The sequence below is a fragment of the Micromonospora sp. CA-249363 genome, assembly GCF_050950185.1.
In the GTDB taxonomy this organism is placed as follows: Bacteria; Actinomycetota; Actinomycetes; order Mycobacteriales; family Micromonosporaceae; genus Micromonospora.
In genome coordinates this window covers 2,391,904-2,410,807 of record NZ_CP192020.1, presented here as the reverse complement: position 1 = coordinate 2,410,807, position 18,904 = coordinate 2,391,904, and the positions used below count along the sequence as shown (strand labels likewise).

Below are 18,904 nucleotides of genomic sequence, written 5' to 3'. Positions count from 1 at the left end.
CGACAATGTGAAGCGCGTCTCATCCGTTGACAGCCTTGCGGTCATTCTGTTCACCGCTCACGTCGAGAAACCCGAGGAGGTGCTGACGGTGGCCCGACGGCAGTGGAGCATCGCGGGGCAGCTCTTCGCCCTCCAGGCGGTGGTGGTCACGCTGCTCGTGCTGGCCGGCGCGGCGGGCGCCGTCTGGCTGGCCCGCGTCGACTCCCGCCAGGCCGCCCAGGAGGAGGTGCTCGCGGTGGCACAGACCGTCGCCGGCTCCCCCGACGTCCGCGCGGCCCTCACGACCGCCGACCCGGCCCGCATCCTGCAGCCGTACGCCGAGTCGACCCGCAAGGCCACGGGCACCGACTTCGTGGTCGTGATGGCCCCCGACCGCACCCGCTTCTCGCACCCCACGCCGGACCGGATCGGTGAGCCGTTCGTCGGCGAGATCGAGCCCGCCCTGGCGGGCCACGCGTTCACCACCACCAACGTCGGGACGCTCGGCGAGTCGGTGCGCGCGGTCGTCCCGGTGTACGACCAGCAGCGGCACATCGTCGGCCTGGTCTCGGTGGGCATCACCACCCGCGCGATCAACCGCAAGCTGCTGCGCCAGCTCCCCGTGCTGCTCGGCGTCGCGGCGCCGGCGCTCGCGCTCGCCGCGACCGGTTCGTGGCTGCTCAGCCGCCGCCTGCGCCGCCAGACCCACGGCCTGGGACCGACGCAGATGACCCGGATGTACGAGTACTACGACGCGGTCCTGCACTCGGTGCGCGAGGGTCTCGTCGTGCTGACCACCGACCGGCGGATGGCGTTGATCAACGACGAGGGTCGGCGGCTGCTGGGCATCGACGCGGACGATCCGGTCACCGACCAGCCGGTGACGGACGTCGACCTGCCACCGGCGGTGGCCGAACTGCTCGCGTCCGGCCGCGACGCCCTCGACGAGCCTCTGCTGGCCGGTGACCGGGTGCTGGTGGCCAACCAGCGGACCGCCCGCTTCGAGGGGGCGGCGCTGGGCACCGTACTGACCCTGCGGGACCAGACCGAGCTGCGGACCCTGGCGAGCGAGCTGGACTCGGTCCGCGCGCTGACCGAGGCGTTGCAGGCGCAGACCCACGAGTCGGCGAACCGGCTGCACACCGTCCTCACGCTGGTCGAGCTGGGTCGCGCCGACGAGGCCGTCCGGCTCGGCACCCGGGACCTGGCCCTCGCCCAGCAGCTGACCGACCGGGTCGTCGGGGCGGTCACCGAACCGGCCCTGGCCGCCCTGCTGCTCGGCAAGTCCGCGCAGGCCGGCGAGCGTGGCGTGGATCTGGTGATCGAGCCGGACTGCCACCTCGACGATAGCCCGCTGCCGACCAACGACCTGCTCACCGTCGTCGGCAACCTCGTCGACAACGCCCTGGAGGCGGTCGCCGGTACGCCCCCGCCGCGCACCGTGCGGGTCTTCGTCGGCACCGTCGACGACGAACTGGTGGTCCGGGTCGCCGACAGCGGACCCGGGCTGGCGAGGGAGCGGGTGGCGGACGCCTTCCGGCGCGGCTGGTCCACCAAGAGCACCGGACGGGGCCTCGGGCTGGCGCTGGTCGGGCAGGTGGCCCGCCGCCACGGCGGAAGCGCCGAGGTGACCCGCTCGGACGACGGCGGGAGCCTGTTCACCGTACGGCTGCCGGGAACACGGTCATGAACGACATCCGGGTGCTCGTGGTCGAGGACGAGCCGCTGCTGGCCGAGGCGCACGCCGCGTACACCGAGCGGGTGCCCGGGTTCACGGTGGTCGGGGTGGCGCACACGGCACGGGCGGCGATGGCGGCCCTGCGCGCCAACGACGGCGGCGAGGTGGACCTCGTACTCCTGGATTTTCGGCTGCCTGACCTGCACGGCCTGGACGTCTGCCGGGCGCTGCGCGCGGCCGGCAGCAGCGTCGACGTGCTCGCCGTGACCTCCGCGCGGGACCTCGCGGTGGTCCGCACCGCCGTGTCCCTCGGGGTGACCCACTACCTGCTCAAGCCATTCACGTTCGCGGCGTTCCGCGACAAGCTGGAACGCTACGCGGACTACCGCGTCCAGGCGCTCGCCGACGGCGAGGTGGCCGCCCAGCACGACGTGGACCGGATGTTCGCCACGCTGCGCGGCGCGACCGGGCACAGCCTGCCCAAGGGGCTCGACGCGCAGACCCTCACCCGGGTACGCGCGGCGCTGGCCGACGGGTCCACCCCGGAGGCCGGGTTGTCCGCGACCGAGGTGAGCACGGCGACCGGCACCTCCCGGGTGACCGCCCGCCGCTACCTGGAGTACCTGGTGACCGTCGACCGCGCCGTCCGCCAACCCCGCTACGGCACCCCCGGCCGTCCCGAGGTCGAGTACCGCCCCCGCTAGCTTCTTTGCGGTCTCAGGCAGCGCAGGACGTGTGATCAACGACTGCCGTAGCCAGCGAACCTGCTGGTCGACAGATCAGGCGATCTGCCGCAAGTCGTCGCCGTAGTCGAAGATGATCCGCATCCGGGCACCGAGCGCGCGGGCATACCGACTCAGTGTCGCGACCTCGTTGGCCTCCAGATCACCGTTCTCGATCTGGCTGACTCGGCCGGGCGTCACACCCATCAACTCGGCCACCTGCCGCTGGGTCAAACCCAGCCGCTTACGCTCCTCGGCGAGGTGAAACGCGCTGATCCACGCCTCCGTTCGGGCACGTTCGGCGTCGAGCGCCTCATCGTCCCCGTCGTGCAGCTCGGCCCGGATGTCGTTCCAGTCATGGAAGTCGCTCATCAGCCCTCCCTCCGCTTTCTCTCGAAGGCAAGCCAGCCCTCGTACGCGATCTCGGCCCGCGGAATCGCCTTCTCATACCATCGATTCCAATTCCCCGCCTTGTTGCCGGCCACCAGCAGGACGGCCTGAGACCAGGGATCGAAGACGAACAACACCCGAACGGCGACGTCTCGCCCAGACCTCGGTCGAAGCTCCTTGAGGTTGCCGATGGCAGAGCCTCGGAGGGTGTCGACAAGTGGACGCCCGAGGCCCGGCCCGGTCTCCGCGAGCAAGTCGATCGCCACGTTGACCGAGCGGTACGTCGCGGGGTCGGCCTGGCGCAAAGATCGCAACCAGTCCCGAACTTCCGCTGTCGTCTTGATCGCCCAGCGACGTGGCGGCTCATGAGACATGGAGCAACTATAGCCTGGGCTATACACCGATTGTTGCGACCTATCGCGGTGGCGGGGCGGAGATCCGTTGTTAGACTCGGCCCGTTGGGTCAGCGGTACGACCAGGGAGACCAGACATGGCGGGTGACGACGACATCTCCGGGTGAGACCGGACGTGTTCGGCCATCGGTTCGGCGCGCGTGTGCGCGGCCGTCGTGGCCAGGTCGTCGTTGCACCGGTCCCGTTCGTCGTCGGGCGGCTTACGCACGCCCAGCCCACCCTCTGAGGTCACACACCATGTCTGACGCTTTCATCGTCTGCTCGAACCTGTCCTTCTCCTGGCCGGACGACACCCCGGTCTTCTCGGATCTGTCCTTCAGCGTCCCCGGCGGCCGCACCGGGCTGGTCGCGCCCAACGGCGCCGGCAAGAGCACCCTGCTGCGGCTGATCGCCGGGGAGCTGCGGCCCACCGGCGGCAGCATCACCGTCGACGGTCTGCTCGGGTATCTGCCGCAGACCCTGCCGTTGGCCGGTGACCTGGCCGTGTCGCAGGTGCTCGGCGTCGCCGAGCGGATCGCGGCGCTGCACGCCATCGAGGCCGGGGACGCCGGCGAGGCCCACTTCGCCACCATCGGCGACGACTGGGACATCGAGGAGCGCACCCGCTCCGAGCTGGACCGGCTGGGCCTCGGCAACCTGGCGCTCGACCGGCCGCTGCGCACGCTCAGCGGCGGCCAGGTGGTCTCCCTCGGGCTGGCCGCGCAGCTCCTGCGCCGCCCGGACGTGCTGCTGCTCGACGAGCCGACCAACAACCTGGACGTGGCGGCCCGGCACAAGCTCTACGACGTGCTCACCGACTTCACCGGGTGCCTGCTGCTGGTCAGCCACGACCGGGAGCTGCTGGACCGGATGGACCGCATCGCCGAGCTGGAGCGCGGCGAGATCCGCTGGTACGGGGGCAACTTCACCGCGTACACCGAGGCGGTGCGGGCGGCGCGCGAGGTGGCCGAGAGCAACCTGCGCAACGCCGAGCAGGAGGTCAAGCGGGAGAAGCGGGAGATGCAGCAGGCCCGGGAGCGGGCCGACCGGCGGGCCAGCAACGCGTCGAAGAACCTGAAGAACGCGGGTCTGGCCCGGATCGTCGCCGGTGGACTCAAGCGCAGCGCGCAGGAATCGGCGGGCAAGGCCCAGGACACGCACTCCGCGCGCCTCGGTCAGGCCAAGGCCCGGCTCGACGAGGCCGGCCGGGCCGTCCGCGAGGAGGACCGGATCGTCGTGGACCTGCCGGACACCACCGTCCCGGCCGGACGGACGGTCTTCACGGGTACGGGGATGCGGGCCCGGTTCGACGACCGGGACCTGTTCGGCGGCGACGGCGCCGACCTGGTGATCCGGGGACCGGAGCGGATCGCGCTCACCGGAGCGAACGGCGTCGGCAAGTCGACCCTGCTGCGCCTCGTCAACGGTGACCTCGAATCGTCCGGCGGCGAGATCCGCCGCGCCGACGGGCGGATCGCGTACCTGTCACAGCGGCTCGACCTGCTGGACCTCGACCGTACGGTGGCGGAGAATCTCGCCGCGTACGCGCCGAGCCTGCCGGACGCGCGGCGGATGAACCTGCTGGCCCGGTTCCTGTTCCGGGGCAACCGGGTCAACCTGCCCGTCGGGGTGCTCTCCGGCGGTGAGCGGCTGCGCGCCACCCTGGCCTGTGTGCTCTGCGCCGAGCCGGCCCCACAACTGCTGCTGCTCGACGAGCCGACGAACAACCTGGACCTGGTCAGCGTCGCCCAGTTGGAGAGCGCGCTGACCGCGTACCAGGGCGCTTTTGTCGTGGTCAGCCACGACGAGCGGTTCCTCGCCGAGATCGGCGTGCAGCGGTGGCTGCGGCTGGCCGACGGCCAGCTCCGCGAGATCGCGGCCCCCGACCAGGGCTGAGCTGATCGCCCCGACCGGGGGTGGGCCCGGTGGTCCGGCCGGCGCGTGCCGGCCGGACCGAGGCCCAGCTCAGCTCACGTTGGCCGGGCCGAGGACGCTCTTGAGGTCACCCATCAGCGCGGTCGTCGCCGCCACCCGGAACGGCCCCAGCCGCAGGGTGGTGGTACGGCCACCGTTGAGCAGCTTGACGTGCACCTCGGTGTCGCCGGGGTGCAGCACCAGGGTCTCCTTGAGCCGTTCCACCAGCGGTGGCGTGCACCGGTGCACCGGGATGGTGAGGGTGACCGGCTTGTTGGTGGCGCTGGTGCTGACGTCCGGCATGGACATGTCCATCGCCATGATCCGCGGGGTGTCGTCGCGGCGGTCCACCCGGCCCTTGACCACCACGATGGCGTCCTCGGCGATGTACTGGCCGATCACCTCGTAGGTGTTCGGGAAGAACAGCGTCTCCACGCCACCGGCCAGGTCCTCCAGGGTGGCCGAGGCCCAGGCCCGGCCCTGCTTGGTGACCCGCCGCTGCACGCCGGAGAGGATGCCGGCGAGCGTGACGACCGCCCCGTCGGGCACCGCGCCGTCCTCGGCCAGCGAGGCGATGGTGGTGTCGGCCGCCGCGCCCAGGATGTGCTCCAGGCCGAACAGCGGGTGGTCGGAGACGTACAGGCCGAGCATCTCCCGCTCGAAGGCCAGCTTGTCGCGCTTCTCCCACTCGCTGTCGCCGATCACCGGCATCACCGTCGTGCTACCGGTGTCGGCGTCGCCGAAGCCGGCGCCGAACAGGTCGTACTGCCCGACGGCCTCCTTGCGCTTGACGTCGGCGTACGCGTCGATGGCGTCGGCGTGCACCGCGAGCAGACCCTTGCGGGGGTGCTCCAGGGAGTCGAACGCGCCCGCCTTGATCAGCGATTCGATGGTCTTCTTGTTGCAGACCACCGCGTCCACCTTGGACAGGAAGTCGTAGAAGTCGGCGTACTCGCCCTTCTCCTCGCGGCACCGCATGATCGAGGCCACCACGTTCGCCCCGACGTTGCGGACCGCCGCCAGGCCGAAGCGGATGTCCTTGCCGACCGGGGTGAACGGCCCCGCCGACGTGTTCACGTCCGGCGGCAGCACCTGGATGCGCATCCGGCGACACTCGGACAGATAGAGCGCCATCTTGTCCTTGTCGTCGCCGACGGAGGTCAGCAGCCCGGCCATGTACTCGGCCGGGTAGTGCGCCTTGAGGTACGCCGTCCAGTAGGAGACCAGGCCGTACGCGGCGGAGTGCGCCTTGTTGAAGGCGTACCCGGCGAACGGCACCAGGACGTCCCACACGGCCTGGATCGCCTCGTCGGAGTAGCCGCGCTCGCGGCAGCCGTCCCGGAACGGGATGAACTCCTTGTCGAGGATCTCCTTCTTCTTCTTACCCATCGCCCGACGCAGCAGGTCCGCCTGGCCGAGCGTGTAACCGGCGAGGATCTGCGCGGCGCGCTGCACCTGCTCCTGGTAGACGATCAGGCCATGCGTCGGCGCGAGGATCTCCCGCAGCGGCTCCTCCAACTCCGGGTGGATCGGGGTGATCTCCTGGAGGTTGTTCTTGCGCAGCGCGTAGTTGGTGTGCGAGTCGACGCCCATCGGGCCGGGCCGGTACAGCGCCAGGACCGCGGAGATGTCCTCGAAGTTGTCCGGCTTCATCAGCCGCAGCAGCGACCGCATCGGCCCGCCGTCGAGCTGGAACACGCCGAGGGTGTCACCGCGGGCCAGCAGCTCGTACGCGGCCTTGTCGTCGAGCGGCAGGCCCAGCAGGTCGAGCTTCTCGCCGTGGTTCAGCTCGATGTTCTTGACCGCGTCGTCGATGATCGTCAGGTTTCGCAGGCCGAGGAAGTCCATCTTCAGCAGCCCGAGCGACTCGCACGTCGGATAGTCGAACTGCGTGATGATCGCCCCGTCGGCGTCGCGGCGCGTCAGCGGGATGTGCTCGATGATCGGCTCGGCCGACATGATGACGCCGGCGGCGTGCACACCGGTCTGGCGGATCAGCCCCTCGATGCCCTTGGCCGTGTCGATCACCTTGCGGACGTCCGGGTCGGAGTCGTACAGGCCGCGGATCTCGCCCGCCTCCGCGTAGCGGGGGTGCTTCGGGTCGAAGATGCCGGTGAGCGGGATGTCCTTGCCCATCACGGCCGGCGGCATCGCCTTGGTGATCCGGTCGCCGACCGCGTACGGGAAGCCGAGCACCCGCGCCGAGTCCTTGATCGCGGCCTTCGCCTTGATCGTGCCGAAGGTAGCGATCTGGGCGACCTTGTCCTCGCCCCACTTGTCGGTGACGTACTTGATCACCTCACCGCGCCGGCGCTCGTCGAAGTCGATGTCGACATCCGGCATCGAGACCCGCTCGGGGTTGAGGAACCGCTCGAAGATCAGCCCGTGCGGGATCGGGTCCAGGTCGGTGATGCCCAGCGCGTACGCGACGAGCGAGCCGGCGGCCGAGCCACGGCCCGGACCCACCGCGATGCCCTGCTTCTTCGCCCACTGGATGAAGTCGGCGACCACGAGGAAGTACGACGGGAAGCCCATCTGGTTGATGACGCCCAGCTCGTACTCGGCCTGGACGACGTGCCCCTCGGGGATGCCGTTCGGATAGCGGCGGGCCAGCCCGGCGAAGGTCTCCTTGCGGAACCAGGACTCCTCGGTCTCCCCCTCGGGCACCGGGAAGCGCGGCATCAGGTTGTGGAACTCGAACATGCCCTTCGGGTCGACCTTCTCGGCGACCAGCAGGGTGTTGCGGCAGCCCTGCTGCCACAGCTCGGACGAGTCGACCGCGCGCATCTGGTCGGCGCTCTTGACGAAGTAGCCGCCGCCCTCGAAGCGGAACCGGTTGGGGTCGTCGATGTTGCTGCCGGTCTGCACGCACAGCAGCACGTCGTGGGCGGTGGCCTGCGCCTCGTGCGTGTAGTGCGAGTCGTTGGTGACCACCGGCGGGATGTCCAGCTTGCGGGCGATCTCGGTGAGGCCGTCGCGGACCCGGCGCTCGATGTCGAGGCCGTGATCCATGATCTCCAGGAAGTAGTTCTCCTTGCCGAAGATGTCCTGGTAGCTCGCGGCGACCTTGAGCGCCTCGTCGAACTGCCCCAGCCGCAGCCGGGTCTGCACCGCGCCCGACGGGCAGCCCGTCGTCGCCATGATCCCCTCGGCGTGCTCGGCGATCAGCTCCATGTCCATCCGGGGCCACTTGACGTAGTGCCCCTCCATGGACGCGCGCGAGTTGAGGGTGAACAGGTTCTTCAGGCCCTGCGCGTTCTTCGCCCACATGGTCTTGTGGGTGATCGCGCCGTTACCCGAGACGTCGTCGCTCTTCTGCTCCGGGCGACCCCACTTGACCCGCGCCTTGTGGTAGCGCGACTCCGGCGCCACGTACGCCTCGACGCCCAGGATCGGCGTGATCCCGGCCGCCATCGCCTGGTTGTAGAAGTCGTTCGCGCCGTGCATGTTGCCATGGTCGGTGATCGCCACCGCCGGCATGCCCAGCCGGTTGGCCTCGGCGAACAGGTCCTTCAACCGGGCCGCTCCGTCGAGCATCGAGTACTCGGTGTGCACGTGCAGATGCGCGAACGAATCAGCCATGCGTGGCGCCCCCCGGCGGTGTGGATCTAGGTGGTCGGAGCCGACCGGCACCTACCCTACCGAGGTGATCTCAGCGGCTCCACCGTCCGCGCCGAGGGTGGTCCGCGTCTCCTGTCCGCACCGGGCAGGCCTAGGCTCGACGGATGGCCCGGTACTACGACGTACACCCGGAGAACCCGCAGCCGCGCGTGATCCGGCAGGTTGCCGACCTGGTCCGTGGCGGCGGCCTGGTCGCCTATCCGACGGACTCCTGCTACGCCCTCGGCTGCCAACTGGGCAACCGGGACGGCCTGGACCGGATCCGCGCGATCCGTGATCTCGACGACCGCCACCACTTCACGCTGGTGTGCCGGGACTTCGCGCAGCTCGGCCAGTTCGTCCAGATCAGCAATGCGGTGTTCCGGCTGGTGAAGGCGTCCACGCCGGGCAGCTACACGTTCATCCTGCCGGCCACCCGCGAGGTGCCGCGCCGGATGCTGCACCCGCGCAAGCGCACCGTCGGTGTCCGCGTGCCCCGGCACACGGTGACCCAGGCGCTGCTCGCCGAGTTGGGCGAGCCACTGGTGTCCAGCACCCTGACGCTGCCCGGCGAGGACGAGCCGATGACGCAGGGGTGGGAGATCAAGGAACAGCTCGACCACCAGCTCGATGCGGTGCTGGACGCCGGCGAGTGCGGCATGGAGCCCACGACGGTGATCGACCTGTCCGGCCCGGAGCCGGAGATCCTGCGCCGGGGCGCCGGAGACGTGTCCCGCTTCGAATAGCCCGGGTCGGGTGCCGGACCGGACGAGGACGGACCAGCGCCGACGGCCGTACGCTTGAGGATCGGCCACCGGCGAGCATTGGACACCCGGCATGCCCGACTCCGCTGATCTCGACGCCCTGGCCCGCCGCGCCACTCAGGGCGACCCGGCGGCGCTGGACGCCCTGCTGGCCGCGGTGCGTCCGGAGGCGCTGCGGCTGTGCGCCCGATTCCTGCCCAACCTCCAGGACGCCGAGGAAGCCTGCCAGGACACCCTCCTGGCGCTGGCCAACGGCATCAGCCGGTTCGAGGGTCGCTCCTCGTTCCGCACCTGGCTGCACCGGCTGGCCGCCAATCGGGCCCGCTCCACGTACCGCACGCTGCGCCGCCGCTGCCGACTGGAGGCCGGCGGCGTCCCGGTGCCCGAGCAGGCCGATCCCCGAAGGACCAGCGTGGTCGCGGGCACCCGCCTCGATCTGCTCGACGCGTTCGACGCGGTCCACCCCGACCACGCCGAGGTGGTGGCCCTGCGCGACGTGCTCGGGCTGAGCTACCCCGAGATCGCCACCCTGCTCGACCTTCCGGTGGGCACGGTGAAGTCCCGGTTGCACCTGGCCCGGCACCAGGTCCGGCAACGGCTCGGCAGCGGATGAGCCGGTCGTCGTTCCACCGGTTCGCCGTCGTCCTCGCGGCCACCGTGGGGGTCGCGGCCTGCGGCGCCGACGCCGTCTCGCCGCTGCCCGTCCAGCCGCCCGGCCCGACCCCTTCGACGCCGACACCCTCGGCGATCTCCGCGATCCCCGCGCCCACCGCGTCGCCGTCCCGGCCGCCGCCGACCAGCGGGCGCCCGCCCGCACCACGCACGACAAGGGGTACGCCCCGAACGACTCCCCCGTCAACGGCCGCGACCCCGGCCTGTCGGGGCGCGGTCCGCTACGACCTGCCGCTCGCCGAGACCGAGATCGAGCTGCTGCGATCGCTCTGCTTCGCGACCGGTGCGGTCCTGCGGATCCAGGGCATCGGGCCCGGGCTCGTCACGGTGGACCGCCCCGATCTGGTCTCGCAGCAGTACGAGGCGGGCGTGGTGGACATCCGCTTCGTCCGACCCGGCACCGTCGCCGTGACGATCCCCAAGGAGGGCCGGGGAGCACACCATCACCGTGGTGGTCCGCTGACCCGTACACCGGCGAGCAGGGTGTCCACGAACTCGGGCCCGCTGCCCGCCGGCGGGGCGATCTGCACGTACACCAGGGCGGGACCGTCGGGGTGCAGGCCGGCCGACTCGACGATCCGCGGCCGGCCCCGGCCGCAGACATGGAGCACCACCGTCCATTCCACGCCCGCCTGTCGGGTGGTGCGGGCCGGCGCGGGCGCGCAGTCCCCGTGCGTGCGCTCGGCCAGGAATCCGGCCGGCGTGGTGCGTGCCGCCGTGGCGGCCGAGAGGCCGACGAACGCGCCGGGCAATTGGGGGTCGGCGGCCCAGCGGCGGGGTCGCGGTGACATCACCAGGGCCGGTTCGGGTTCGCCGTCGACGCCGTACTGACCGGCCCAGGTCGCCCCCATGGCGGACCAGCCGGGCGGCAACGCCACGGTCAGCGGCCCGGTCGTGTACATGTCGCCACCCGACCGGGCCGACCCGGTGCCGCCCGGCTCGGCGGCCACCTGGCCCACCGCGACGGCGACCACGACGGCCACCCCGGTCAGCAGCGGCCGGCGCGGACGACGCGCCGGCGGCCCCCGCCGTCCCGAACCGGCCGCCGCGACCGGCCCTTTTGAGCTACCCGCCCGCTTCACGGTGACGGGCCGCTCCGCCGGGTCGCAAGCGCGGGTCAGCGCGGCCCGCAGGGCTGCGGCGTCCAGATAGCGGTCGGCCGGGTGGTACGCGGTCGCCCGCGCGAGCACCGCCGCGACCGCCGGTGGCACGTCCTCGCGGAGTCGGAGGTCCGGGGGCTGGCCCGGCCGGGACGGCTGCGCGTCCGTCGGGTCGGCGCCAAGCAGCCGGACGCCGAGCCGGCCGAGCCCGTACACGTCGGCGCGAGTGTCGAGCACCGCGCCCGGGTCGTCCTGCTCGGGAGCCATGTAACCGGGGGTGCCGGCCCGGGCGGTGAGCCCCGAGGCGGCGGCGAGCGCCTTGGCGAGGCCGAGGTCGGCGATCAGCACCTGTTCGGCGTCGGGATCGTCCGGGCCGGCGGAGCGGAACAGGACGTTGCCCGGGGTGAGGTCACGGTGCACGATGCCGTGCCGGTGCAGCACGGCGACCCCGGCGCAGACCTCGCCGAGCAGCCGCAGCGCGGTCGGCGCGGGGATCTCGCCGTCGGCGAGGCGGTCCCGCAGGCTCCCCCGGTCCGCCCAGGCCAGGACCGCGTACGGCCGGCCGTCGGGCAACTCCCCGACGGTGTGCACCCGGACCAACCGCTCGTGCTCCAGACGGCGCAGCAGTCGGGCCTCGTCGAGGAAGCGTTCCCGGACCCGCAGGTCGTGGCTCCAGTTCTCGGCCAGCACCTTGATCGCCACACGCGCGTCGAGCACCGCGTCGTAGCCCAACCAGACCGTCGCGAACGAGCCGACGCCCAGCAGTCGCTCGATGGCGTAGGGACCGATCCGCTGCGGAGCCGTCACCGCGTCACCCCCGGCCAGCTCGGTCCCTTCACAGTAGACCGGCTCGGTCGGGAACCCGACGAACCGCTGACGCCGGCGCGGTGACTAAGAGGACAGGAGACCCGTCACCGAAGGAGCTCACCATGAAGCGTCCCCTGATCCTTCTCACCACTGCCGCGCTGGCGCTCGGCACGCTCGTCCCGATGACCGTCGCCGCCCCGGCGACGGCAGCGCCCCCGGCCGGCGGCGGCACGGCCACCTCGGCGTACGGCCCGCTCGCCGCGACCGGGCACACCCACCCGCAGGTGCTCAGCGTCGGCGGCGCCGGCGTGTACCGGATCGGCGCCAGCCTCGCCGCGCTCACCGCGGCCGGCCGCATCGACTGGACCGCGCCGGGCTGCGGCACGGTGGTGAACGCCGGTGTGACCGGTTCCTGGGCCGGTGTCCTCCTGCTGGCCTTTAAGGACGGGCGACTGGTGGAGGTTGGTACGGCCACCGCGCCGCCGCAGTCGCCCGCCGGGGCCCGGGTCGGCATGTCCTTCGCCGAGTTGGAGGCGATCTACGGCCCGCGCGGGTCGCTGATCCGCAACGACGCGGGAGACGCCGAGGCGTACCTGGTCCGCGTCGGGTCGCGGGTGGAGCTGTTCACCGGGCACCCGATCCGGCCCGGCGTGGGCTACTTCCAGGTCGGCCCGGCCAGCTACGTCGAGCGGAACTTCCGCCAGGGCGTGACCTGCTGAATCCGAGCAGGTGGCGGGGCGTCCGATGTCGACCGGGCGCCCCGCACGTCGGAGCGGCCGCCGTGGGGTTTGGCAAACACGATGATGCACGGTAGACAACAGTGTGTGGCACACAGTATGGTGTGACACATGGTTAGCGAGGACGTTCTACGGACGCATCTGCAGGAGTTGCGTCGAGGCACCGTCGTGGTGGCCAGCCTGGTCGCGCTCCGGCGACCGGACTACGGCTACGCACTGCTGCAACGGCTCACCGACCACGGTTTCCCGGTGGACGCGAACACGCTCTACCCGCTGCTGCGCCGCCTGGAGGACCAGGGCCTGCTGACCAGCGAGTGGAACACCGAGGAGAGCCGGCCGCGCAAGTTCTACCGGACCAGCGACGAGGGCGAGTCGATGCTGAGCCGGCTCCTGGACGACCTCGCCGCCGTACAGACCTCCGTCAACGGGCTGATCCAAGGAGTCGACCGATGAACACCCTGACCGACCGCTACCTGGCCGCCACCCTGCGATCGGTACCCGCCCCGCGCCGCGACGAGATCGCGACCGAGCTACGCGCCTCGATCGAGGACATGATCGACGACCGGACGGGCGGCGGCACGGACTCCACCACGGCCGAGCGAGAGGTGCTCACCGAACTGGGCAACCCCGACCGGCTGGCCGCCAGTTACGCCGACCGCCGCCTGCAACTGCTCGGCCCGACGTACTACCTCATCTGGCTCCGGCTGCTGAAGCTGCTGCTCAGCTTCATCCCGGCGCTCGCCGGCACGGTGGTCGCGGTGGTCGCGGTCGTCGAGGGCAAGGGCTTCGGCGCCATCGGGCCGGGCCTCGTCGTCGCCCTGCACGTGGCGGTGCACATCTGCTTCTGGCTCACCCTGGTCTTCGTCCTCATCGAGCGGTCTCAGTCGCCTGTCGACCTGCCCGACTGGACCGTCGACCAGCTCCCCGACGTCCCCACGCACCGGGACATCTCGCTCGTCGACACCATCGCGACGGTGACGATGCTGGTGGTGTTCATCGGCTACCTGCCCTTGCAGCACTTCCAGTCCTGGGTGCGCGACACCGACGGCGACAACATCCCGCTCCTCGACCCGGCTCTCTGGTCGTTCTGGCTGCCGGCGCTGATCGGCGTGCTGGTCCTCGACGTGGTGTTCGAGATCGTCAAGTACCGGATCGGGCGCTGGAGCTGGCGGCTGTTCGCGACCAAGGCGCTGCTCAACCTGGCGTTCACGGTGCCGGTGGTGTGGCTGGCGTTCTCCGACCAACTGCTCAACCCGGCCCTCGGCGAGCGGCTGGACTGGCTGGCGGTCGCGGAAAACCGCGAGATCCTCGCGGTCATCATCGCGCTGAGCGCCGCCGGGACCGCGGTGTGGGAACTGATCGACACCGCTCTGAAGACCCGCCGCCAGACCACCTGAGCGGCGTACGAGACGGCGGCCCGGCGTGGACCTCACCACGCCGGGCCGTCGTGCGTACGACACCGGACCGCTCGCCGTTCGGTGGCCCGGACCAGGACAAAGGGTTTGGTGTAGGCGCTTGATCAACTCCGGTTCACGGAAGTGGGGGTGTCCCTGTGCGTCGGACACCCCCACTTCCACGATGTCGAGTCGATCACGCGGAACGGCCAGGCACCGGGAAGACTGTCCGCGACCTCCACGCGGTTGCCCTCATTTCCCGGCGGGCCGGGCAGGATCGGCAAGCCGGACGGGAACGGGCCGTCAGGCGTCGACGGCGGCCATCACGTCGTCGCTGACGTCGAAGTTCGCGTAGACGTTCTGCACGTCGTCGCAGTCCTCCAGGACGTCGATCAGCTTGAAGATCTTGCGAGCGCCCTCCTCGTCCAGCGGGACGTTCATGCTGGGGATCAGGGAGGACTCCGCCGACTCGTACTCGATGCCGGCGTCCTGCAATGCCGTCCGCACCGGGATCAGGTCGGTCGGCTCGGAGACGACCTCGAACGCCTCACCCAGGTCGTTGACCTCTTCGGCGCCGGCGTCGAGGACGGCCATCATCACGTCGTCCTCGCTGGTGCCCTCCTTGGGCACGATCACCACGCCCTTGCGGGAGAACATGTACGACACCGAGCCGGCGTCGGCGAGCGAGCCGCCGTTGCGGGTGAGCGCGGTGCGTACCTCGGTCGCCGCCCGGTTGCGGTTGTCGGTGAGGCACTCGATGAGCATCGCCACGCCGTTGGGGCCGTACCCCTCGTACATGATGGTCTGCCAGTCGGCGCCGCCGGCTTCCAGGCCGGAGCCGCGCTTGACGGCGCGGTCGATGTTGTCGTTGGGAACCGAGCTCTTCTTCGCCTTCTGGATGGCGTCGAACAGCGTCGGGTTACCGGCCGGGTCGCCGCCGCCGGTCCGGGCGGCCACCTCGACGTTCTTGATCAGCTTGGCGAACATCTTGCCGCGCTTGGCGTCGATGACGGCCTTCTTGTGCTTGGTGGTCGCCCACTTTGAGTGGCCGGACATCTTCTACCTCCGTCTGTCATTGCACGCCTGCGTCGACTGCCGCACCGATTCCGCGCCGCATCGGCGATCCGGCGGCCGGTCGGCCCCGCGGGAAGTGCCGCGCCGGGCGACGGCCCTGCCGAACCGCGGCAATCTTACCGAGGTCACACCCCGCCGTGTCACACCCGGGACCCGCGCGGGGCGGCGGCGCGGCGTCGGGGCCCGCTCAGACCAACGACCCGGGGGCCCGATCCATGCCCGCGCGACGGCGTCGGCCGCTCAGGCGGTCCGCGCCAGCTCGACGAAGTACGCGTGCAGGCGCAGATCGCCCGTCAGCTCGGGGTGGAAGGAAGTTGCCAGCAGGTTGCCCTGCCGGACCGCCACGATCCGCTCGGTGGCCGGGCCGCCGGTCACCGTGCCGATCACGTCGACGCCCGGGCCGACCCGCTCGACCCACGGCGCGCGGATGAACACCGCGTGGAAAGGGTCGCCCGCCACGCCGGTGATCTCCACCGGCGCCTCGAACGAGTCGACCTGTCGCCCGAACGCGTTGCGCCGTACCGTCATGTCGATGCCGGCGAAACCGCGCTGGTCGGTACGGCCGTCCAGCACCTCGGTGGCCAACATGATCATGCCGGCGCAGGAGCCGTAGACGGGCATGCCGTCGGCGATCCGCTTGTCGATCGGCTCGCGCATCTCGAAGATGTCGACGAGCTTGCTGATGGTGGTGGACTCGCCGCCGGGGATCACCAACCCGTCGACCGCGTCCAACTCCCCCGGACGGCGGACCGGGCGGGCGTCCGCGCCCGCCGCGGTCAGCGCCGCCAGGTGCTCCCGGACGTCCCCCTGAAGCGCGAGAACGCCGATGCTGGGCCGGCTCATCCGCACCGTCCGCTCACCAACCGCGCTCGGCGAGGCGGTGCGGCTGGGGGATCTCGTCGACGTTGATGCCGACCATCGCCTCACCCAGACCGCGGGAGACCTTCGCCAGCACGTCCGGGTCGTCGTGGAAGGTGGTGGCCTTGACGATCGCGGCGGCCCGCTGCGCCGGGTTGCCGGCCTTGAAGATGCCGGAGCCGACGAACACGCCCTCCGCGCCGAGCTGCATCATCATCGCGGCATCGGCCGGGGTGGCGATGCCCCCGGCGGTGAACAGCACGACCGGCAGCTTGCCGCTCTCGGCGACCTCCTTGACCAGCTCGTACGGGGCCTGCAACTCCTTGGCCGCGACGTACAGCTCGTCGGCCGGCAGCGACGACAGCCAGCGGATCTCCTGCCGGATCTTCCGCATGTGCGTGGTGGCGTTCGAGACGTCGCCGGTGCCCGCCTCGCCCTTGGAGCGGATCATGGCCGCGCCCTCGGTGATCCGGCGCAGCGCCTCGCCCAGGTTGGTGGCACCGCAGACGAAGGGCACGGTGAACGCCCACTTGTCGATGTGGTTCGCGTAGTCGGCCGGGGTCAGCACCTCGGACTCGTCGACGTAGTCCACGCCCAACGACTGGAGGATCTGCGCCTCGACGAAGTGCCCGATGCGGGCCTTGGCCATCACCGGGATCGACACCGCCGAGATGATGCCGTCGATCATGTCGGGGTCGCTCATCCGGGACACCCCGCCCTGCGCGCGGATGTCGGCGGGCACCCGCTCCAACGCCATCACCGCGACGGCGCCGGCGTCTTCGGCGATCTTGGCCTGCTCGGCGTTGACGACGTCCATGATCACGCCGCCCTTGAGCATCTCGGCCATGCCCCGCTTCACGCGGGCCGTGCCGACGACGGGGGCGGTACCGGTGGTCGAGGCGGTGGTGTCGGACACGGGTCGGCGCTCCTTGGACGTGCGGCGGGCGGTGGCAGCGAAAATGCTACGCACGGCGCAACGCCGCTCCGACAGCCAATCGGGAGGCCGGTGGCCTGCTCTGTGGCCCGGCTCACGGGCCGTCGGCACCGCTTTCGACCTGGTCAGCCGGCCGGCACGTCCGCCGGGACGACGAGCGTCGGATCGTCGATGTCGAAGTAGCGCGGCCACTCGCGGCCCCGCCCCATCCGCAACAGGCGCACCAGCGGACGGCTACGCGCCGCCCGGGCGTCGCGGACCAGGTCGGTGTGCACCTGACGGGACAACGCGAGCCGCCGACTGGCGGCGATGACCGCCGTACAGTCCGCGTCGGTCGGGTCCAACCGCACCGTGCGCAGTTGTCGGGTCAGGTCGTTCTCCGCCGCCTCCCGCTCGTCCGGCGCGGCGTCGAGCGCGATCCGGGCCGCCGCGTAAAGCTCGACCCCGAACCGCCGCTCCGCCAGCACCGCGGCGGCCGCCGCCCGGCGCAACAGGTGGGCGTCGAGGGCCCGCGCCGCCAGCTCCGCGCGGGCCTGCAGCCGCTCGACCCGGCCGGCGGTCCAGATGAGGTACGCCGCAAGCACCCCCACGAGCACGCTCGCGGCCACCACCCACCACATGTGCGGCATCGTAGTGCTGCTCCGTTTCTCCTCCATTGCGCGCGTCGCCGCCGGTCACGGGCGTCACCAGGCGCACCATCGGTCACTCCGGCTCAGCCCAGCCCCACCCATTCCTGGTCGATGACCCGTCCGTCGGTCGCCTCGATCGCCGCTGCGTATACCTCCAGAACACGGCGGGCAACCATGGGCCAGTCGTAATTCGCCACCACCTGATCACCGCAGGCGGTCAGCGTGGTCCGTGCTGCCGGATCGTCGAGCAACTCGGACAGCGCGTCGCGCAGCCCCACCGCGTCGCCGGTCGGGAACAACCGCCCCGCCCGCCCACCGTCGAGCACGCGGCGGAAGGCGTCCAGGTCGCTCGCCACCACCGTGGTGCCGGCGGCCAACGCCTCGGTGAGGATCATCCCGAACGACTCGCCGCCGGTGTTCGGCGCGACGTACAGGTGCACGCTGCGCAGCATCCGCGCCTTGTCCGCCTCGGAGACCAGGCCGAGGAACGTCACCCGATCCCGCAGCTCGGCGGGGAACTGGTCGTAGAGGTCGTCGGGGTCACCCGGCCCGGCGACCAGCAGCCGCAGTCCCGGGCGGGTCGGCGCCAACGCCACGAAGGCGTCCCGCAGCACCGGGAAGCCCTTGCGCGCCTCCGTGAACCGGCCCAGGAAGCCCAGCGTGCCGCCGGTGCCCGGCCCGCACTCCCCCGGCCAGTCCGGCAACGGCTCGGCGTCGGCGAACTTCGCCACCGCCACCCCGTTGGGGATCTCCACCGCGCCGCCGTCCATGTGCTCGACCTGCACCTTGCGGGCCAGGGCGCTCACCGCGATCCGGGCGGTGATCCGCTCCAGCACGATCTGCAGCACGCCCTGCGCGGCAGCGAGGACCCGCGAGCGGGTCATCGCCGTGTGGAAGGTGGCCACCACCGGCCCGCGCGCCGACAGCACCGCCAGCAGCGACAGGCTCAGCGTCAGCGGCTCGTGCACGTGCAGCACGTCGAAGTCACCGTTGGTGAGCCACCGCCGGACCCGGGCCGTGGAGACCGGGCCGAACGCGATCCGGGCCACCGACCCGTTGTACGGCAGCGGCACCGCCCGACCGGCGGACACCACGTAACCCGGCAGGTCGGCGTCCTCGTCGGCCGGCGCGAGCACGCTGACCTCGTGCCCGAGGCCGATCAGCGTCTCGGCGAGGTCCACGACGTGGTTCTGCACACCGCCGGGCACATCGAAGGAGTACGGGCAGACGATACCGATCCGCATACGTCAGCCACCCCCT

At 71.3% G+C, this 18,904-nt stretch carries 17 protein-coding genes; 8 read left to right on the top strand and 9 right to left on the bottom strand.

Features of this window, described 5'->3' with window-relative positions:
• Window positions 1-88: 88 nt before the first annotated feature.
• Together ACQPZK_RS11105 and ACQPZK_RS11100 are read left to right on the top strand one after the other, a co-directional pair.
• Window positions 89-1,669, top strand: a complete 1,581-nt coding sequence (locus ACQPZK_RS11105; RefSeq protein WP_433538206.1) for an ATP-binding protein — start codon at window positions 89-91, stop codon at window positions 1,667-1,669.
• Window positions 1,666-2,361, top strand: coding sequence for a response regulator (locus ACQPZK_RS11100; protein ID WP_433538205.1), 696 nt, complete (start codon window positions 1,666-1,668; stop codon window positions 2,359-2,361). Before ACQPZK_RS11105 ends, ACQPZK_RS11100 begins: the two co-directional genes overlap by 4 nt.
• A 75-nt stretch (window positions 2,362-2,436) precedes the next feature.
• Here the strand turns inward: ACQPZK_RS11100 and ACQPZK_RS11095 are convergent, their stop codons facing one another.
• The gene (locus tag ACQPZK_RS11095; protein ID WP_121654474.1) at window positions 2,437-2,751 is read right to left on the bottom strand and encodes a transcriptional regulator; all 315 of its coding nucleotides are present in this window, start codon (window positions 2,749-2,751) and stop codon (window positions 2,437-2,439) included.
• The gene (locus tag ACQPZK_RS11090; RefSeq protein WP_433538204.1) at window positions 2,751-3,143 is read right to left on the bottom strand and encodes a type II toxin-antitoxin system RelE/ParE family toxin; all 393 of its coding nucleotides are present in this window, start codon (window positions 3,141-3,143) and stop codon (window positions 2,751-2,753) included. Before ACQPZK_RS11090 ends, ACQPZK_RS11095 begins: the two co-directional genes overlap by 1 nt.
• Before the next feature lie 276 nt (window positions 3,144-3,419).
• On the opposite strand from ACQPZK_RS11090, the gene abc-f reads away from it, so the two are divergent.
• Entirely contained in the window at window positions 3,420-5,057 is a 1,638-nt protein-coding gene (gene abc-f, locus ACQPZK_RS11085; RefSeq protein WP_433538203.1) for a ribosomal protection-like ABC-F family protein, read from the top strand.
• A gap of 69 nt (window positions 5,058-5,126) precedes the next feature.
• Here abc-f and dnaE read toward each other — a convergent pair whose 3' ends face one another.
• Window positions 5,127-8,657 carry a DNA polymerase III subunit alpha gene (dnaE, locus tag ACQPZK_RS11080; protein ID WP_433538202.1) on the bottom strand — a complete coding sequence of 1,177 codons (3,531 nt, stop codon included), beginning with the start codon at window positions 8,655-8,657 and terminating at the stop codon, window positions 5,127-5,129.
• Between the two features lie 143 nt (window positions 8,658-8,800).
• Between dnaE and ACQPZK_RS11075 the strand changes: the two genes are divergently transcribed.
• Together ACQPZK_RS11075 and ACQPZK_RS11070 are read left to right on the top strand one after the other, a co-directional pair.
• A complete protein-coding gene (locus ACQPZK_RS11075) occupies window positions 8,801-9,421 on the top strand; it encodes an L-threonylcarbamoyladenylate synthase (RefSeq protein WP_433538201.1) in 621 nt (206 codons plus the stop codon).
• A 91-nt stretch (window positions 9,422-9,512) separates the two neighbouring features.
• Complete coding sequence (locus tag ACQPZK_RS11070; protein ID WP_433538200.1) at window positions 9,513-10,052, top strand: RNA polymerase sigma factor; 540 nt, start codon at window positions 9,513-9,515, stop codon at window positions 10,050-10,052.
• A gap of 502 nt (window positions 10,053-10,554) precedes the next feature.
• Here the strand turns inward: ACQPZK_RS11070 and ACQPZK_RS11065 are convergent.
• Window positions 10,555-12,018, bottom strand: coding sequence for a serine/threonine-protein kinase (locus tag ACQPZK_RS11065; protein ID WP_433538199.1), 1,464 nt, complete (start codon window positions 12,016-12,018; stop codon window positions 10,555-10,557).
• A 122-nt stretch (window positions 12,019-12,140) separates the two neighbouring features.
• Between ACQPZK_RS11065 and ACQPZK_RS11060 the strand changes: the two genes are divergently transcribed.
• The 3 genes from ACQPZK_RS11060 to ACQPZK_RS11050 all read left to right on the top strand — a co-directional run bounded on the left by ACQPZK_RS11060 (window position 12,141) and on the right by ACQPZK_RS11050 (window position 14,152).
• Entirely contained in the window at window positions 12,141-12,737 is a 597-nt protein-coding gene (locus ACQPZK_RS11060; RefSeq protein ID WP_433538198.1) for a hypothetical protein, read from the top strand.
• Window positions 12,738-12,866: 129 nt separating this feature from the next.
• Complete coding sequence (locus tag ACQPZK_RS11055; protein WP_433538197.1) at window positions 12,867-13,208, top strand: PadR family transcriptional regulator; 342 nt, start codon at window positions 12,867-12,869, stop codon at window positions 13,206-13,208.
• Complete coding sequence (locus ACQPZK_RS11050) at window positions 13,205-14,152, top strand: permease prefix domain 1-containing protein (RefSeq protein ID WP_433538196.1); 948 nt, start codon at window positions 13,205-13,207, stop codon at window positions 14,150-14,152. The genes ACQPZK_RS11055 and ACQPZK_RS11050 overlap by 4 nt, the downstream gene beginning before the upstream one ends.
• A 300-nt stretch (window positions 14,153-14,452) precedes the next feature.
• Here ACQPZK_RS11050 and ACQPZK_RS11045 read toward each other — a convergent pair whose 3' ends face one another.
• The 5 genes from ACQPZK_RS11045 to ACQPZK_RS11025 all read right to left on the bottom strand — a co-directional run bounded on the left by ACQPZK_RS11045 (window position 14,453) and on the right by ACQPZK_RS11025 (window position 18,888).
• On the bottom strand, window positions 14,453-15,205 hold the full coding sequence (locus ACQPZK_RS11045; RefSeq protein ID WP_355053461.1) for a YebC/PmpR family DNA-binding transcriptional regulator: 753 nt from the start codon (window positions 15,203-15,205) through the stop codon (window positions 14,453-14,455).
• A gap of 258 nt (window positions 15,206-15,463) precedes the next feature.
• Window positions 15,464-16,066 carry a pyridoxal 5'-phosphate synthase glutaminase subunit PdxT gene (gene pdxT, locus ACQPZK_RS11040; protein WP_433538195.1) on the bottom strand — a complete coding sequence of 201 codons (603 nt, stop codon included), beginning with the start codon at window positions 16,064-16,066 and terminating at the stop codon, window positions 15,464-15,466.
• Window positions 16,067-16,079: 13 nt separating this feature from the next.
• Complete coding sequence (gene pdxS / locus ACQPZK_RS11035) at window positions 16,080-16,997, bottom strand: pyridoxal 5'-phosphate synthase lyase subunit PdxS (protein ID WP_433538194.1); 918 nt, start codon at window positions 16,995-16,997, stop codon at window positions 16,080-16,082.
• A gap of 143 nt (window positions 16,998-17,140) precedes the next feature.
• Window positions 17,141-17,644 (bottom strand): hypothetical protein, encoded by a 504-nt coding sequence (locus ACQPZK_RS11030; RefSeq protein ID WP_433538193.1) that lies wholly within the window; start codon window positions 17,642-17,644, stop codon window positions 17,141-17,143.
• An 83-nt stretch (window positions 17,645-17,727) separates the two neighbouring features.
• Window positions 17,728-18,888 (bottom strand): glycosyltransferase family 4 protein, encoded by a 1,161-nt coding sequence (locus ACQPZK_RS11025; protein WP_433538192.1) that lies wholly within the window; start codon window positions 18,886-18,888, stop codon window positions 17,728-17,730.
• Window positions 18,889-18,904 lie beyond the last annotated feature (16 nt).

What these genes read in the sequence shown, in the direction of transcription:
- ACQPZK_RS11100 (WP_433538205.1), top strand. Translation starts at nt 1,666, where the DNA reads ATGAACGACATCCGGGTGCTCGTGGTCGAGGACGAGCCGCTGCTGGCC.
- ACQPZK_RS11095 (WP_121654474.1), bottom strand. Translation starts at nt 2,751, where the DNA reads ATGAGCGACTTCCATGACTGGAACGACATCCGGGCCGAGCTGCACGAC.
- ACQPZK_RS11090 (WP_433538204.1), bottom strand. Translation starts at nt 3,143, where the DNA reads ATGTCTCATGAGCCGCCACGTCGCTGGGCGATCAAGACGACAGCGGAA.
- abc-f (WP_433538203.1), top strand. Translation starts at nt 3,420, where the DNA reads ATGTCTGACGCTTTCATCGTCTGCTCGAACCTGTCCTTCTCCTGGCCG.
- dnaE (WP_433538202.1), bottom strand. Translation starts at nt 8,657, where the DNA reads ATGGCTGATTCGTTCGCGCATCTGCACGTGCACACCGAGTACTCGATG.
- ACQPZK_RS11075 (WP_433538201.1), top strand. Translation starts at nt 8,801, where the DNA reads ATGGCCCGGTACTACGACGTACACCCGGAGAACCCGCAGCCGCGCGTG.
- ACQPZK_RS11070 (WP_433538200.1), top strand. Translation starts at nt 9,513, where the DNA reads ATGCCCGACTCCGCTGATCTCGACGCCCTGGCCCGCCGCGCCACTCAG.
- ACQPZK_RS11060 (WP_433538198.1), top strand. Translation starts at nt 12,141, where the DNA reads ATGAAGCGTCCCCTGATCCTTCTCACCACTGCCGCGCTGGCGCTCGGC.
- ACQPZK_RS11055 (WP_433538197.1), top strand. Translation starts at nt 12,867, where the DNA reads ATGGTTAGCGAGGACGTTCTACGGACGCATCTGCAGGAGTTGCGTCGA.
- ACQPZK_RS11050 (WP_433538196.1), top strand. Translation starts at nt 13,205, where the DNA reads ATGAACACCCTGACCGACCGCTACCTGGCCGCCACCCTGCGATCGGTA.
- ACQPZK_RS11045 (WP_355053461.1), bottom strand. Translation starts at nt 15,205, where the DNA reads ATGTCCGGCCACTCAAAGTGGGCGACCACCAAGCACAAGAAGGCCGTC.
- pdxT (WP_433538195.1), bottom strand. Translation starts at nt 16,066, where the DNA reads ATGAGCCGGCCCAGCATCGGCGTTCTCGCGCTTCAGGGGGACGTCCGG.
- ACQPZK_RS11030 (WP_433538193.1), bottom strand. Translation starts at nt 17,644, where the DNA reads ATGCCGCACATGTGGTGGGTGGTGGCCGCGAGCGTGCTCGTGGGGGTG.
- ACQPZK_RS11025 (WP_433538192.1), bottom strand. Translation starts at nt 18,888, where the DNA reads ATGCGGATCGGTATCGTCTGCCCGTACTCCTTCGATGTGCCCGGCGGT.